Annotated in this window: 15 protein-coding genes; 2 read left to right on the forward strand and 13 right to left on the reverse strand. The window is 35.8% G+C overall.

Going from position 1 to position 14,088, the window contains the following annotated elements; genetic code table 11:
• Both ACLIBG_RS03830 and ACLIBG_RS03835 read right to left on the reverse strand, forming a co-directional pair.
• Positions 1-1,631: Na/Pi cotransporter family protein (locus ACLIBG_RS03830; protein ID WP_439311398.1), on the reverse strand; the 1,631-nt coding region annotated here is incomplete at its 3' end.
• A gap of 155 nt (positions 1,632-1,786) precedes the next feature.
• Entirely contained in the window at positions 1,787-2,428 is a 642-nt protein-coding gene (locus tag ACLIBG_RS03835) for an NfeD family protein (RefSeq protein ID WP_439311399.1), read from the reverse strand.
• Positions 2,429-2,476: 48 nt separating this feature from the next.
• Here ACLIBG_RS03835 and ACLIBG_RS03840 point away from each other — a divergent pair, with 48 nt between their 5' ends.
• Positions 2,477-2,815: a hypothetical protein gene (locus ACLIBG_RS03840; RefSeq protein ID WP_439311400.1), complete on the forward strand. Its 339-nt coding sequence runs from the start codon at positions 2,477-2,479 to the stop codon at positions 2,813-2,815.
• Between the two features lie 81 nt (positions 2,816-2,896).
• Here ACLIBG_RS03840 and ACLIBG_RS03845 read toward each other — a convergent pair whose 3' ends face one another.
• Positions 2,897-3,313, reverse strand: coding sequence for a hypothetical protein (locus ACLIBG_RS03845; protein WP_439311401.1), 417 nt, complete (start codon positions 3,311-3,313; stop codon positions 2,897-2,899).
• Positions 3,314-3,482: 169 nt separating this feature from the next.
• On the opposite strand from ACLIBG_RS03845, the gene ACLIBG_RS03850 reads away from it, so the two are divergent.
• Positions 3,483-3,767 carry a DUF2624 family protein gene (locus ACLIBG_RS03850; protein ID WP_439311402.1) on the forward strand — a complete coding sequence of 95 codons (285 nt, stop codon included), beginning with the start codon at positions 3,483-3,485 and terminating at the stop codon, positions 3,765-3,767.
• A gap of 116 nt (positions 3,768-3,883) precedes the next feature.
• Here ACLIBG_RS03850 and ACLIBG_RS03855 read toward each other — a convergent pair whose 3' ends face one another.
• The 10 genes from ACLIBG_RS03855 to ACLIBG_RS03900 all read right to left on the reverse strand — a co-directional run bounded on the left by ACLIBG_RS03855 (position 3,884) and on the right by ACLIBG_RS03900 (position 14,034).
• Positions 3,884-4,777 (reverse strand): deoxyribonuclease IV, encoded by an 894-nt coding sequence (locus ACLIBG_RS03855; protein WP_439311403.1) that lies wholly within the window; start codon positions 4,775-4,777, stop codon positions 3,884-3,886.
• Positions 4,778-4,795: 18 nt separating this feature from the next.
• Positions 4,796-6,112 carry a DEAD/DEAH box helicase gene (locus ACLIBG_RS03860; RefSeq protein WP_439311404.1) on the reverse strand — a complete coding sequence of 439 codons (1,317 nt, stop codon included), beginning with the start codon at positions 6,110-6,112 and terminating at the stop codon, positions 4,796-4,798.
• Positions 6,113-6,160: 48 nt separating this feature from the next.
• Positions 6,161-7,273 carry a Nif3-like dinuclear metal center hexameric protein gene (locus tag ACLIBG_RS03865; RefSeq protein ID WP_439311405.1) on the reverse strand — a complete coding sequence of 371 codons (1,113 nt, stop codon included), beginning with the start codon at positions 7,271-7,273 and terminating at the stop codon, positions 6,161-6,163.
• Entirely contained in the window at positions 7,263-7,970 is a 708-nt protein-coding gene (locus ACLIBG_RS03870) for a tRNA (adenine(22)-N(1))-methyltransferase (RefSeq protein WP_439311406.1), read from the reverse strand. Before ACLIBG_RS03870 ends, ACLIBG_RS03865 begins: the two co-directional genes overlap by 11 nt.
• Positions 7,971-8,078: 108 nt before the next feature.
• Entirely contained in the window at positions 8,079-8,456 is a 378-nt protein-coding gene (cccA, locus tag ACLIBG_RS03875) for a cytochrome c550 (protein WP_439311407.1), read from the reverse strand.
• A 98-nt stretch (positions 8,457-8,554) separates the two neighbouring features.
• A complete protein-coding gene (locus ACLIBG_RS03880; protein WP_439311408.1) occupies positions 8,555-9,100 on the reverse strand; it encodes a hypothetical protein in 546 nt (181 codons plus the stop codon).
• Between the two features lie 96 nt (positions 9,101-9,196).
• Complete coding sequence (gene rpoD / locus ACLIBG_RS03885) at positions 9,197-10,318, reverse strand: RNA polymerase sigma factor RpoD (protein WP_439311409.1); 1,122 nt, start codon at positions 10,316-10,318, stop codon at positions 9,197-9,199.
• A gap of 31 nt (positions 10,319-10,349) precedes the next feature.
• Positions 10,350-12,161 carry a DNA primase gene (dnaG, locus tag ACLIBG_RS03890; RefSeq protein ID WP_439311410.1) on the reverse strand — a complete coding sequence of 604 codons (1,812 nt, stop codon included), beginning with the start codon at positions 12,159-12,161 and terminating at the stop codon, positions 10,350-10,352.
• 426 nt (positions 12,162-12,587) lie between these two features.
• A complete protein-coding gene (locus ACLIBG_RS03895; RefSeq protein ID WP_439311411.1) occupies positions 12,588-13,391 on the reverse strand; it encodes a pyruvate, water dikinase regulatory protein in 804 nt (267 codons plus the stop codon).
• A 16-nt stretch (positions 13,392-13,407) separates the two neighbouring features.
• Positions 13,408-14,034 carry a helix-turn-helix transcriptional regulator gene (locus tag ACLIBG_RS03900; RefSeq protein WP_439311412.1) on the reverse strand — a complete coding sequence of 209 codons (627 nt, stop codon included), beginning with the start codon at positions 14,032-14,034 and terminating at the stop codon, positions 13,408-13,410.
• Positions 14,035-14,088: the final 54 nt, after the last annotated feature.

The following is a 14,088-nucleotide window of genomic DNA, read 5'->3' on the forward strand; positions in this document are numbered from 1 at the left end:
TATAATTTTTCGCTTAATACTTCTTCTGCTATGTTAACTGCATGATCCCCTATACGCTCTAAGTTACTAATAATATCAACAAAAACAATCCCGGCTGAACCAGAGCATTTCCCTTCATTTACTCGAATAATATGTTTTTTACGGTAAGTGCGTTCCATTTTATCAATTTGGTCCTCTTTTTGAACAACTACAAGTGCTTCCTCTCTATCCATTAAATTAAAGGCTTTTACTGCTTGCTTTACGGTTAAAATAGTTAGGTCAAACATATTATTTAAATCTTCAAGTGCACTATCAGTTAGATTGATTTTATTTGATATTTGGTAATCAATTAATTCAACAATGTTTTCAAAATGATCACCGATTCTTTCTATATCGCGAACCGAATCCATTAATGCGGTATGCTTCGCACTTTCTGCTTCGGATAAATTACCACTGGAAATACTAATTAAATAATCCGTAATATTCTGATCAAGGTTATTTAACGCCCCTTCTATTTGCATAGCCATTTCTGAATGTTTCTGTTGCTGGGTCGTTAAATATAAACTCGTCTCTTCCAACCCTCTATATGAATATTCTCCCATTCGAATAATTTCCGATTTAGCTTGGTCAAGGGCTAACGTTGATGATTGCTGGATGAAAATTGGGTCGAGATGTTTAGGCTTATATTCGACCACCACATCTTCTCCGGGAATTATTTTCGTTACGATCCAGGCAAGCATAGCAATAAATGGGAATTGAATAACTGTATTTGCTATGTTAAAACTCCCATGTGCAAATGCAATAGTCATTTCGGGATTTAAGTTAAATTGACTTTGTAAAAATAACACATATTTTGTAAATAAATCTAAGATTACTAAAAAAACAGTCGCACCTACTAAGTTAAAGATTACGTGTGTATAGGCGGCTCTTTTAGCTGCCACTGTTGCGCCTAACGAAGCAATGATGGCTGTAATCGTCGTACCAATATTATCTCCAAATAAAACTGGTACAGCTGCTTTTAAACTAATCGCACCTTCACTAAATAGACCTTGTAAAATACCAATAGTCGCACTGGAACTTTGTACAACTAACGTAAATACGGTTCCAATAGCAACGCCAAGTACCGGGTTAGAACTCATGTCGACGGTTAATTCATGGAACATTTCCAAGCTTCGTAAAGGTTTCATCCCAGAACTCATTAAACCTAGCCCAAAAAATAAAGCGCCAAAACCGAATACAGTCTGACCTACTGCATTTACTTTCTGATTTTTAAAGAAAAACAATAAAAAACATCCAGCAGCTATGATTGGTAAAGAATATTCACCAATATCAATACCGATAATAAATGCAGTTACAGTCGTACCTATGTTTGCACCCATGATAACGCCAATCGCTTGTCTTAACGTCATAAAACCTGCATTGACAAGTCCCACGGTAAGTACAGTCGTCCCCGAGCTGCTTTGAATTAGAACAGTAACAATTACACCAGCTAATACCCCAAGAAATGGATTACTCGTAAATTTATCGAGTATATCTCTTAATCGATCACCAGCCGATTTCTGAAGGCCTTCTCCCATGTATTTAATTCCGAGAAGAAATATCCCCAATCCACCGACGAACTCAAAAATGAGTTGTTGTACATTAATATCCAATTATTATTCAACCTCACTCATGTTGTGGCTTTTATGAATAGCTTGTCCACACCCTATTATCAAAAACTAAGCATTATTTGTAAAGTGATTTTAGAATAATTTACACTATGTTTACAATTGCTATACAAGGGTTGTCGTTTTCCAGATCCTTAGTGTTATGATTTCGATTTTTTTACAAGTATTCTTGTGCCGTTAACAGAGACAACTTCTATTGAACTGTCCTTTTCAATCCACTGTGCATTTGAAATACCGCTATAATCTTGTCCGTTGATTGTTATTGTGCCAACAGGACGTAAATCGGTAATTGCTTTTCCTTTCTCTCCAACGAGCTTTTCATATTCTTTATTCATGGAATTATACCCTCGGTCTTTTGTCATACGATCCTTAAGAGCAATTTTTTCCCACATATTTCTGCTTTTGAATCGTTTAAGTAATAAGAATGAACAACCACTTCCAACCAATACCCCGGTAATTGCATATAGCCCTGCATTAATCGTAGGTGCTGCTAAAGCTGTTGCTAATAGCATACTAGCCAAACCTAACGTTGCCAGTGTTCCATCATTGATAATTTTACCATCAATAATTATAAGTAATAATCCAATAAAGTATATAATAAGCATAAGTATAAAGGTGCCTGGTTCAACGATATTCTCATAAAAATAAAATGTTATAAGACTTATACCCAATAAACCAAACAATCCACGCATATTAACGAGTATTTCTCCAATTAAAAACATCGTCCCAAAAAAAGTAATAGCAAACAACATCCAGTCTGCATCAAATATACTTGATTCCATGTCCCATACCTCCTCCATTAAGCCACTCAACAGGATGTGAATATAAAAATGAATTGGTTTAAGAGAATGGCTATTTATCTGTTCGTTATTCTGTTATTAATGAGTATATATAATGACCTTACAAAAGGTACGCCATTGAAAAGTAAAGATTTCTTTGCTGAGGATGAAGTGGTTACACCTAAAGAAATAGGTGTTGTAAAAATTCAAGCTCATCATGGTGATACGATATTGACCTTATCTGAAAAACTGGAACAAACACGAACAGGAAAAATAAATATGAAAGATATAATTACCGACTTCAAAACACTTAACCCTGATGCAGATCCCTATAAATTGGATCCAGGTGCATATTATTACTTTCCTTTAAACAAATTCGACTCCCAATAGTATATCATTAATAATCAAAGCACGCTGAATTTCCCCATTAAATTTCAAGAAAAAAGAAGCTGAAATAAATCAGCTTCTTTTTTAAAAAAATGGCAAGATAAACAAGCTAAGGGCAATCGAGATTGCTCCAACAATGATAGCTGTATTGCCTAACATTTCCGCATTTCTACGTCTAGCCATAAAACCAAGAACTATACCGGCACCTCCAAATATTATCGGCATAATGAAGAAAGATATTACAGATAACGCTGCTGCAATCCATCCATATGCGCTATTAACGCCAGCATCTGATTCCTCAATTTCTTCTGAATCCGCCAAGGGATAATTATTATCAGCTAATTCTGCTGCTGTTTCTTCGTCTCTTGAACCATTTCTTTGAATATCTGCTTGATCATACATATGATTACCTGTGACTTCTGTATGATTTATTTCATTTGCATTCTCCACAGGCTGTAATTGTTTTTGCTCCCCGTTACGGTGTTGATTCAATTCATCCATAAACAAACTCCCTTTCTTGAGGTGCAACGTTAGTTTATGGATCTTTTTAATTTATAATGGTGTTATATTTTGGAACGAATCTGTTTCATTTTTAGTACTTAAACATAAAGTAAAGTAATGGGTCTTTAGATCAATGTATTTATACAAAAAATAATAAAGGAGCAGATTGATGTCTGATTTTATTAAAAGTATTGTGAAGACAAAGTTGCAAAACCTTACAACACAGGAATTGCTGTTCTACAGTAGAAAGTATCACTTTAATATTTCTTCCAGCGAAGCGGAGCAATTAACGGCTTATATACGAAACATGCGAGCCGATCCTTTTAAAGCAAACGGTCGATTAAAAATTCATCGCGAAATAAGTCGAATTACGACAAAAGATACCGCCGATAAAGCACAAAACTTGCTTGTAAAAATTGTTAAAGAACATGGTTTTGCACATTTACTTGAATAAGTGTGATTAATAAATTAAATATAAAAATCCAGAATCTATATCGAGCAACCAGCTTTGTGTTAATAAAACAATTAGATTTCTTAGCAGACTAATGGCAACACTGTTCTTTTAATTTATTATTGATTCATAATATGATCTTTTAATTCTGGGACAAATTTTCCGCCTTTAATCATTTCTATTTCAAATTTGTAAGGCGGCTTTTTATTTTTTTTGTCTTCACCTACATAAGGGGTCTCCAATATTTTTGGGAGGTTTTTTAATTGATCATGGAAAATCACATCATGCAAAGCATCAAATCCAATATGACCAAATCCAATATTTTCGTGTCTGTCTTTCCCAGCTCCCATGATATTTTTGCTGTCATTGACATGAACAACTTTAAGCCGGTCTATTCCGATTATTTTATCGAACTCATTTAATACCCCATCAAAATCATTGACGATATCATAACCTGCATCATGTATATGGCATGTATCTAGACATACGGACAGGTTCTCATTATGGTTCACACCATCGATTATTTTAGCAATTTCTTCAAAATTTCTTCCAATTTCAGTACCTTTTCCTGCCATCGTTTCCAAAGCAATCTGAACAGGTTCCTCATTTGTTAATACTTCGTTCAGCCCGGTGACAATTTGTTTAATACCCATTTCGACGCCTGCGCCAACGTGAGCTCCTGGATGCAACACAATTTGCTTCGCTCCAATTGCTGAAGTTCTGTCCAATTCATTACGTAAAAAGGAAACACCAAGTTCAAACGTTTCTTTTTTCGTCGTGTTTGCAATATTGATTATATATGGTGCATGCACAACAATATCAACCATATTATGTTTTGACATATGCTGTTTCCCAGCTTCAATATTTAATTCTTCAATTGGTTTTCTGCGTGTATTTTGTGGTGCTCCGGTGTATATCATAAATGTGTTAGCGTCATAAGATGCCGCCTCTTCACTTGATCCTAACAACATCTTCTTCCCGCTCATTGAAACGTGTGATCCCAATTTAACCAAGTATTCCACCCCATTAAATTATTTTTTATTTCGTCTAGTCTTTTTCTGTAACTGTTTTTTTATTGATTGTTGTTGCTGTTTCATTTTTTTCTTATAGCCCGGCTTTATTTTTTTGGGCTTTTTAACATAACGCCATGCTTCTTTATCCAAATTTGTTGTAGTATCTGTTCGCATTTTTCTTTTATTCCATGGATTGGCATTTTCCCATTCACCGTTCTTAACCTCACTATAAATAAAGGATATTCCTTTGTTTTCCAATTTATTTATTAAGGAAATGTCCTGTTCACCATAAATGCTAATTACGTCGCCTTCCATACCAGCTCGTGCAGTCCTGCCAACTCGATGGGTATAAAAATGTTCCTCTTTAGGGAGCTCTGCATTAATTACGTGACTAACCCCTTTAATATCAATACCTCTTGACGCCAAGTCAGTAGCAACGATATATTGACATTGTAATTGTTGAATTTGTTTTAATGCACGTTTTCGCTCTCTCGGACTTAAACCTCCATGCAGTATGACCGTATTTAGACCTTTTTCCTGAATTGATGCCCCTATCTCATTTGCTTTTTCTTTGCCGTTTGTAAAAATAATTGCTAAATAGGGCTGGATAACCTTACTTATATCCATAATGATATGAGTTATATCTCGATGCTTTAATGCAATTAACCTGTGCTCCAATGTTTCTGGCGAAATACCATCATCAATCTTAACGTATATAGGCTGATCCAAATATTTTTTAAAAAAGTGTTCCAACCGTTGAGGAATGGTTGCCGAAAAAACAAGCAGTTGAATATCTTTTTGACATCGAACTAACAATTGATCAACCGTTTGGATAAACCCTAAGTCAAGCATTAAATCCGCTTCATCAATAACAAAGGAAGAAGCTGAATAAATAGATAAGGCGTTTTCGTTTACAAGATCCATAATTCTTCCCGGTGTACCTACAATAATATCCGGGCTTTTTTTTAGTTGCCGAATCATTCGCTGTTTATCCGTACCACCAATCAATAGCTTGGCTGTCCATTCGTCTTCCTTTTCAGCCAGTTTAATAATCTTTTTCACTTCATCATAAATTTGTGTCGCTAGCTCACGTGTAGGTAGCGTTATCACAAGTTGAACTTCATTAATACCTGAACGAAGCTGATTCATAAGCGGCAATAAATAGGCGTGTGTTTTTCCTGACCCTGTCTGGGATTTACCTATCACGCTTTTTCCTTGTAAAATTTCAGGTATTGCCTCATGTTGTATATCCGTAGGTTTGGAAAATCCCAGTTTTTGAATGACTTCCAAAGTAGATAAATTAAACTCATAAGCATTGAAACGTTTATTATTCATACATTACTACTCCTTAGAATCCAGATAGGTACAGCGGTGTAGCATCTGTTATACATACTTAAAAGGATCTGTATTTGTTTCTGATATATAAATATCAAGTGATTGGCCAAACTTCTTTTTGAGAAATTGTTGTAACGCTTCTTTCATTGCACTTTCTATATAATGACCGGCATCGATAACTGCCAGTCCCATCTCCAATGCATCCTGGGCCTGGTGGAAACTCATGTCGCCAGTAACGTATACGTCAGCATCTTTTTGCTTAGCCTGCTGAATAAACTTTTCTCCGCTTCCACCTAAAACAGCAACTTTTTTCACCTTTTTATCCTGTTTCCCAATTAATCTAACGTGTGATTGTTGAAATGCTTTTTTGACTTGTTCGGCAAACACACCCAACGGTACACTGTTAGCTAAATTACCAATTCGTCCAAGACCAAGAGCCTTCCCTTTGTTTTGCAATGGGAATATATCATATGCAGGTTCTTCATATGGGTGGGCTGTTATCATTGAATCGATAACTTTCGTAAGATCGGATGATTTGACGATCGTTTCTATTTTTATTTCATTCACAAATTCCAATTCGTCCTTTGTACCGATATAAGGGTTTGTTCCTTGTTGTGGCTTAAATGTTCCTTGACCTTCTGTTTGAAATGTACAATGACTATAATTTCCTATATGCCCTGCGCCTGCGAGACTCATATTATTTCTTACTTTTTCGGCATGTGATTTTGGTATATATACAACCAGCTTAAAAAGCTTTTCATGTTCCAGATCAACAAGATTGTCCGTTATATCGATACCTAACAGATTACAAAGTATATCATTAACTCCATTTTCTGCGATATCGAGATTTGTATGCGCAGCGTAAACGGATATGTTTTGAGAAATTAACTTTTGAATAACTCTCCCTTTAACACTATTTATATTTATTTGCTTGATCGATTGAAATAATAACGGATGATGTGCAATAATCAGATCGATTTCCTTATCAATCGCTTCATCTACTACAGCTTCAGTAACATCCAATGTGACCATGACCCTTTTTGGTGTTTGCTTATAAGATCCAACTTGCAACCCTACATTATCCCAATCAAAAGCCAGATTTAATGGTGTCTCTTTCTCCATTGTTTGAAAAATAACATCATTGGTCAATTCATTCGTCAACTGTTAATACCTCCTTGATCCATTCCAGCTCAAGTTCATATTGCTTCAATTTTTCTGTGTTTAGTTCGTTGGCTTTTTTCATCTGTTTGGTTACACGTTCCAGTTTGTTTCGCTCTAATTCCCATTTTGTTAAAAATTGATCGGATTTTCTATCAAGTAATTTAGGTCCAAATAACAGCTGTCTGGGAGATAAATTCTGGCCCGTTTCACTGAGTTTATCAGCAATAATTATCTCGTATATGTGTCCATTTTCTTCTATAATATCTTCATTTGTAATGGTGAATTTGTTTTCTGTAAACCACTTTCGAACATCAATCGCACCTGTATTCGGTTGAATAATCATTCTCTTTACAAACGGAATGTTTTGTCTCCCATTTTGTAGTATATCTTTAATTAATGAACCGCCCATACCGGAAACTGTAATGGTCGTTACTTGTTCTTCAGGCGATAATACAGCTAATCCATCACCGAGGCGGACTTCCACTTTATTCTGCAGGTTCAAGTCCTTAACAGTAGTCTTTGCTCGTGAATATGGACCAGTGTTCACTTCACCTGCGATAGCCTTTGCCCGATCATCATGCAAACATATAAAACATGGTAAATAGGCGTGGTCTGATCCTATATCTGCTAAAAAGCTTCCCCTATCTATATAGGAAGCAATTGTTTCTAAACGTTTGGAAAGATGTAATGAACGCATCGCTTTCCCCTTTAAAGTAAAATAATAGCATATATTTATTTTTCATCTTGTAATTTTATAATGAAGAAAAGCTTTCTGTTTTATATTCAGAAAGCTTACTTTTTTCGTTTATTTCATTTCTCCTAGCCACTCGGCTAATGCTTCAGCTTGTCCATCGTTGACAAGACCGCCTGGCATGCCGCCATCTGTTCCATTTATAATAATTTCTTTTATTTCATCTTTTGACAGGTCACCGCCAACTTTTGTTAAATCCGGTCCAGCCCCTCCTGACAAATCAGCACCATGACAACTGGCACAACTGTTTGCAAAAATTGCTTCCGGGTCATCAGCGGATGCCTCTTCAGTATCCTCTGTTTGCGGTTCGCCACCATTCTCCTCAGCTTGTTGAATCTCTGCTCGTTGGGTCAATCCAATATAAGAAACGATAACAATTGCAAATAGACCTACAACGGCTATTGCTGCGAAAGGGAGAAGATTTTTCTTCATTGTAGTTCCTCCTTATGTAATCTCTGCATTATTTAGACAAAGGCTATACTTATTTTACTCGAAATTGAAATGACTTTAAAGCTAAATGTGTGAAAAAATTAGTACACTATATATACAATTAATAAAATGGCTCCAATAATGCCGCCAACCGAAATAAATAGGCTCCTTTTATAATAACCTATTATTAGCCAGCTGAACAAATTAATGAACATTACGATGTATAAAAACAATTGATTTAAAAAGAATGCATTTATTATTTTTATACATAACATCATAATTAAACATAAAAAGATAAAAACGGCTAAATTATAATAATGTTTATAACTATGTTTTTTGTACGAAACAATTGACCAATAGGCAGCCATTAAGAAAAGAATCAACATACATACTTGCCATATAAAATGCAAAGCGGAAAAGTATATAATCGAAAAGGATATGGGTATCATAATAACGAGAAAGAAAATTTGTAATAAAAAAAGCCATTCTACCTTGTCGTTATCGTTATTTTCTAACTCATCTACCTCATAATCGCCTTTCGTATACAATGCCAATAAAAAGTCACAGTAATGACGAGGCAGTAAGTTATGCGCTTTCCAATACTTTATCTCTTTAATAATTACCTCTTTACGCTGGCCTTCTTCCAAACCCAGAGCAGCTCACCTCCAGCCATTCCTGCCCGATATAGGACGGAATGTACTGGCCATTGTTCACAACTTGATAGATGTGAACAATGACTATTTTTATTCAAGAAAATCTTTCAAGCGTTTACTGCGACTAGGATGTCTTAATTTACGCAAAGCTTTTGCTTCTATTTGCCGAATTCGTTCTCTGGTTACCCCAAATACTTTACCGACTTCTTCCAGTGTCCTTGTGCGACCATCATCCAGTCCAAAGCGAAGGCGCAATACATTCTCTTCCCTATCTGTGAGTGTATCGAGAACATCTTCCAATTGTTCTTTCAACAGTTCGTACGAAGCATGATCGGATGGAGAAACAGCTTCCTGGTCTTCGATAAAGTCACCCAGGTGTGAATCATCTTCTTCCCCTATTGGGGTTTCAAGAGAAACCGGTTCTTGCGCAATTTTTAGTATGTCTCTTACCTTGTCCGGGGTTAATTCCATTTCTTCTCCAATTTCTTCCGGAGTCGGTTCTCTTCCAAAATCCTGTAATAGTTGCCGTTGTACGCGGATCAATTTGTTAATGGTTTCGACCATATGAACCGGAATACGTATCGTCCTAGCTTGGTCAGCGATTGCTCTCGTTATTGCTTGGCGGATCCACCATGTTGCATACGTACTAAATTTAAAACCTTTCTCGTGATCAAATTTTTCAACAGCCTTAATTAATCCCATATTTCCTTCTTGTATGAGATCAAGAAATAGCATTCCACGACCGACATAACGTTTAGCAATACTTACGACTAACCGTAGATTTGCTTCTGCCAGCGCTCGACTCGCTTCTTCGTCTCCTTCTTGAATCCGAATGGCCAAATTAACCTCTTCTTTTGCCGATAATAAATCAACACGACCGATTTCTTTTAAATACATACGAACCGGGTCATTTATTTTCACGCCAAGAGGTACACTAAGATCTTTTAGATTAGCTTCTTCCTCTTTAGCAATTTCCTTCATGGTTGGATCGCTATCCGATTCCCCTATTATGTCAACACCTTGACCTTCCAGGTACTCATAAAACTCTTCCAATTGATCCGGTTCGATGACAAATCCTGATAAACGATCTGCAACTTCTTCGTAAGCAAGCACACCTCGCTTTTTTCCAATTTCAAGTAATTCATCTTTAGCTTGTTCAATTGTCAAATCGCTATCATTATTCACTATTTGAGAAGACTTATTTTCTGACATGAGTCCCCCTCCTTCCAAAACTACATAAAATTTATTTTAACTGTTTTAGCAGCTTTTCCTTTTCAATGATCTCCATTGCAATTTTAGCTGCTTTAATTGGATCATTTTGTTGTTCTGCTTGCTTTTGTTGCTTTTTCAATTGACCAATACTTGCACTATCTTCGTATTCTGTCTTAATGATATGAATGCAATCATTTATCACATTTTCACTAATTGTTTCGTCTAAAGGTATCATTGCCAACTCAGCAACAAGCTGTTTCAGCTTATCGTCTGTGATTTTATTCATAAAAAGACCAATATCAGCATTTTCATACTCTTCGTAAAATGCATATAAATGTGTTACAATTATTTTATGTGCTTCAATGTTAAAAGAAGCACCCAATTGTGTTTGTACTTTATCCACAATCGATATATCTTGAAGCATAGAAGCAAGCAAGAGTCTCTCTGCGTTATGAAATGCGGGTAATAAGTTCGGTTGGACAACATCTGTTTTTGTTTTATTAGTATATCTGTTCTTATCTCTTTTATCCTTATGACGCAATACCTTGTTATATTTCCTTAATTCATTATTTAATGTTTCCACCGACAAATTAAATTCTTCACTTAACTCTTTTATATAATATTCCCGTTCAATCGAACTCTCAATCATTGCAAATTCTTTTAAGACATTTTCTATATATTGTATGCGTTCCCCTTCAATGCTTAAATTAAAATCCTTTTTTACATATTGCATATAAAATTTAATAAACGTGTCACTTGCCCGGATCACTTCGTCTTCAAATGCATCAGCTCCGTATTTTAATATAAAACTATCCGGATCCATATCGTCCTTTAAGTTAGCAACTTTCACTTCACAACCCGCTTCACGTAACAGCCTGGCCGCCTGGTAACTGGCTTCTACTCCTGCGTGATCGGCATCATAACAAATGATAACCGTATTCACATACCGTTTTAGCAATTTGGCTTGAAAACCGGACAAAGATGTCCCCAGTGTGGCTATTACGTTTTTTGTCCCTGCCTGATAGGCGGCAATTACATCCATATATCCTTCAAAGATGATTACTTCACCTTTTTTCCGAATATGCCTTTTGGCCAAATCAAAATTGTATAATAATTTACTTTTGTGAAATAAATCACTTTCCGAACTATTTAAGTATTTAGGCCCTCGACTGGAAATGGATCGTCCACCAAAGGCGACAGGTTTACCTAAGTGATTTCTGATCGGGAAAATTACTCTACCTCGAAAGCGATCCACTACAGTATGATCATCGTGCAATGTAAGTAATCCCGATTTTATTAAGAATTGTTGATGAAATCCTTTTTTTTGTAAAAAGTCAGCAGTGAAACCGGCTGTAATAGGAGCATAACCGAGTTGGAAAGTGTTTATGCTTTCTTCTGTTATTCCCCGATCAATTAAATATTGCAGTCCTTCTTTTCCATCCTTTGTATACTTTAGTAAATGATGGTATAACTTGCTCAGCCAAGTGTGTGCAGCCAAAATATTTTGATTGTCCTCTGTCATCGTTGGTTCATCTTCGTTTTTTAAATTCGGCAGTTGAATACCACTACGATCTGCTAAATTTTTTATTGCATCCAAAAAAGTTAAGTTTTCCATTTCCATTAGAAAAGAAATGACGTTCCCACCTTTTCCACATCCAAAACAATGAAAAATTTGCTTCTCTTCTGTTACCGAAAATGAAGGGGTTTGCTCCCCATGAAACGGGCATAATCCAAAATAATTTCTGCCTTGTTTTTTTAGCTGTACATATTCACTGACAACATCTGTAATATCAATTGATTTTCGGACATTTTCTATTACTTCTTCAGAAATTCGATTTGACATTTTCACCACCATGCTTGTCTACAAATAACATTTCGCTATAAATTCATATAGTCCTTCAAATTTCGACAGATTTTTTTTACATATCGAAAAAAATGTCCTTCTAAATGTGTATTTTCTAAAGAAGGAAGGTTTGATTCTGTTAAATAAAATTATGTTATTGACTCAAATTAAACACGTACTATTAAGCTGAATCTCTTATTCTACTGAAACATTTCTACAAGAACAACCGAAAATCCTGCCAATAGTTAAATAATCATACTGGGAGCGTGTCATTGATGAGATTATAGTTTGCTAGTTTTTCATCACAAATAATAATTATAATACACATGGTCGATAAAAGCCATTATATCGATTTCAGTGTATAATAATCGGTTGAACGAGAAAACATCCTACAATACTGTAGAATGTTCTTCCTTATTTTAAAAGTTATTTTTGTACCATTTTTAGAATGATATTAGCTGTTTCCTCTACTGCTTTATTCGATACATCAACAATTTCGCAACCGATACGGTTAACGATGGTATTAAAATAATTAAGTTCTTCCTCGATGCGCTGCATATTAGCATATGTTGCGTGATCACCTAGTCCGAGCGCTTTTAGTCTCTCTTTTCTAATGTCATTCAGCTTATCTGCACTTATTCTAAGCCCAATGCACTTATTCTTGTCGAGCTCAAAAAGTTCTCCAGGAGGATCTACTTCGGGCACTAGTGGGACGTTGGCGACCTTTATCCGTTTATGTGCCAAATATTGTGACAATGGAGTCTTGGATGTACGCGACACTCCTATTAATACAATATCGGCCCGTGATATGCCACGTGGATCTCTACCGTCATCGTAACGCACTGCAAATTCAATCGCTTCAATACGTTTGAAATAATCTTCATCTAGTTTATGTACCAAACCAGGCTCAAGCCGTGGCTTCATTTTGAATTCACGTTCCATTGAAGTTAACATTGGTCCCATAATATCAATTGCTGCGATGTTCATCTTCTTCGCTTGATCATTTATATAATTTCGCAAGTCTGGATCAACTAGCGTAAAGCCTAACATACCATCTTTCTCTTTTATCATTTGCATAGATTCATCTATTGTTGATTTATCATCTACGTATGGGATGCGTTGTATTTTAAATTCCCCATTATTAAACTGACTTAAACCGGCCTTAATTACTAATTCTGCCGTCTCTCCAACAGAATCAGAAATGATATATACAATTGGAGTTTCCTCCATGTTTTCCACCTCCAGCTTATATCTCATCCATAATCAATTCTACAAACACCTTGGTAATCGTCGTTTTTGTAATTCGTCCGACTACTTGCAAGCCTTGTTTCGTTTCTTTTACAACTGGTAGTCCGTCAATTTGTTTATCAATGAGTTTTTTTGCACCATCAATAAGCAAATCTTCTGGTTCACAAATTGTAATATTGGGCATTCTCGTCATAATAATATGTACTGGAACAGCATCTAAATCCTTTTGCCCCATACTCGCACGTAATAAATCTTTTCGTGATAGAACGCCTGTCAAACAAGAATTATCATCAACGACAAATAATGTCCCCACGTCCCCCAAAAACATGGTAGATATTGCATCGTAAACTGATGAATGTTCTTTTACTACTACCGGAACGGATTGAAATGCTTTAATTTTATACTTTTTAATCTTCTCCGTTAATAATTCAGAACCAGTCTTACCTGTATAGAAATAACCAACACGAGGGCGAGCCTCAAGAAACCCGGCCATTGTTAAAATAGCTAAATCGGGCCGCAATGTAGCTCGAGACAGACTTAGTGTATCTGCTATCTGCTCACCTGTAATTGGTCCATTTTCTTTCACAATGACAATGATTTTTTCTTGCCGGTCGGATAGTTCCACTTTTTCACCACCTAACACGTACAGCACTCTACTAACCCAATTATAGACTAGTTA

It is taken from the genome of Virgibacillus sp. W0181 (assembly GCF_051846915.1).
Taxonomy (GTDB): domain Bacteria; phylum Bacillota; class Bacilli; order Bacillales; family Amphibacillaceae; genus JBPYCR01.

What these genes read in the sequence shown, in the direction of transcription:
- ACLIBG_RS03895 (WP_439311411.1), bottom strand. Translation starts at nt 13,391, where the DNA reads ATGGAGGAAACTCCAATTGTATATATCATTTCTGATTCTGTTGGAGAG.
- ACLIBG_RS03840 (WP_439311400.1), top strand. Translation starts at nt 2,477, where the DNA reads ATGAATTGGTTTAAGAGAATGGCTATTTATCTGTTCGTTATTCTGTTA.
- cccA (WP_439311407.1), bottom strand. Translation starts at nt 8,456, where the DNA reads ATGAAGAAAAATCTTCTCCCTTTCGCAGCAATAGCCGTTGTAGGTCTA.
- ACLIBG_RS03835 (WP_439311399.1), bottom strand. Translation starts at nt 2,428, where the DNA reads ATGGAATCAAGTATATTTGATGCAGACTGGATGTTGTTTGCTATTACT.
- dnaG (WP_439311410.1), bottom strand. Translation starts at nt 12,161, where the DNA reads ATGTCAAATCGAATTTCTGAAGAAGTAATAGAAAATGTCCGAAAATCA.
- ACLIBG_RS03860 (WP_439311404.1), bottom strand. Translation starts at nt 6,112, where the DNA reads ATGAATAATAAACGTTTCAATGCTTATGAGTTTAATTTATCTACTTTG.
- ACLIBG_RS03870 (WP_439311406.1), bottom strand. Translation starts at nt 7,970, where the DNA reads ATGCGTTCATTACATCTTTCCAAACGTTTAGAAACAATTGCTTCCTAT.
- ACLIBG_RS03845 (WP_439311401.1), bottom strand. Translation starts at nt 3,313, where the DNA reads ATGGATGAATTGAATCAACACCGTAACGGGGAGCAAAAACAATTACAG.
- rpoD (WP_439311409.1), bottom strand. Translation starts at nt 10,318, where the DNA reads ATGTCAGAAAATAAGTCTTCTCAAATAGTGAATAATGATAGCGATTTG.
- ACLIBG_RS03850 (WP_439311402.1), top strand. Translation starts at nt 3,483, where the DNA reads ATGTCTGATTTTATTAAAAGTATTGTGAAGACAAAGTTGCAAAACCTT.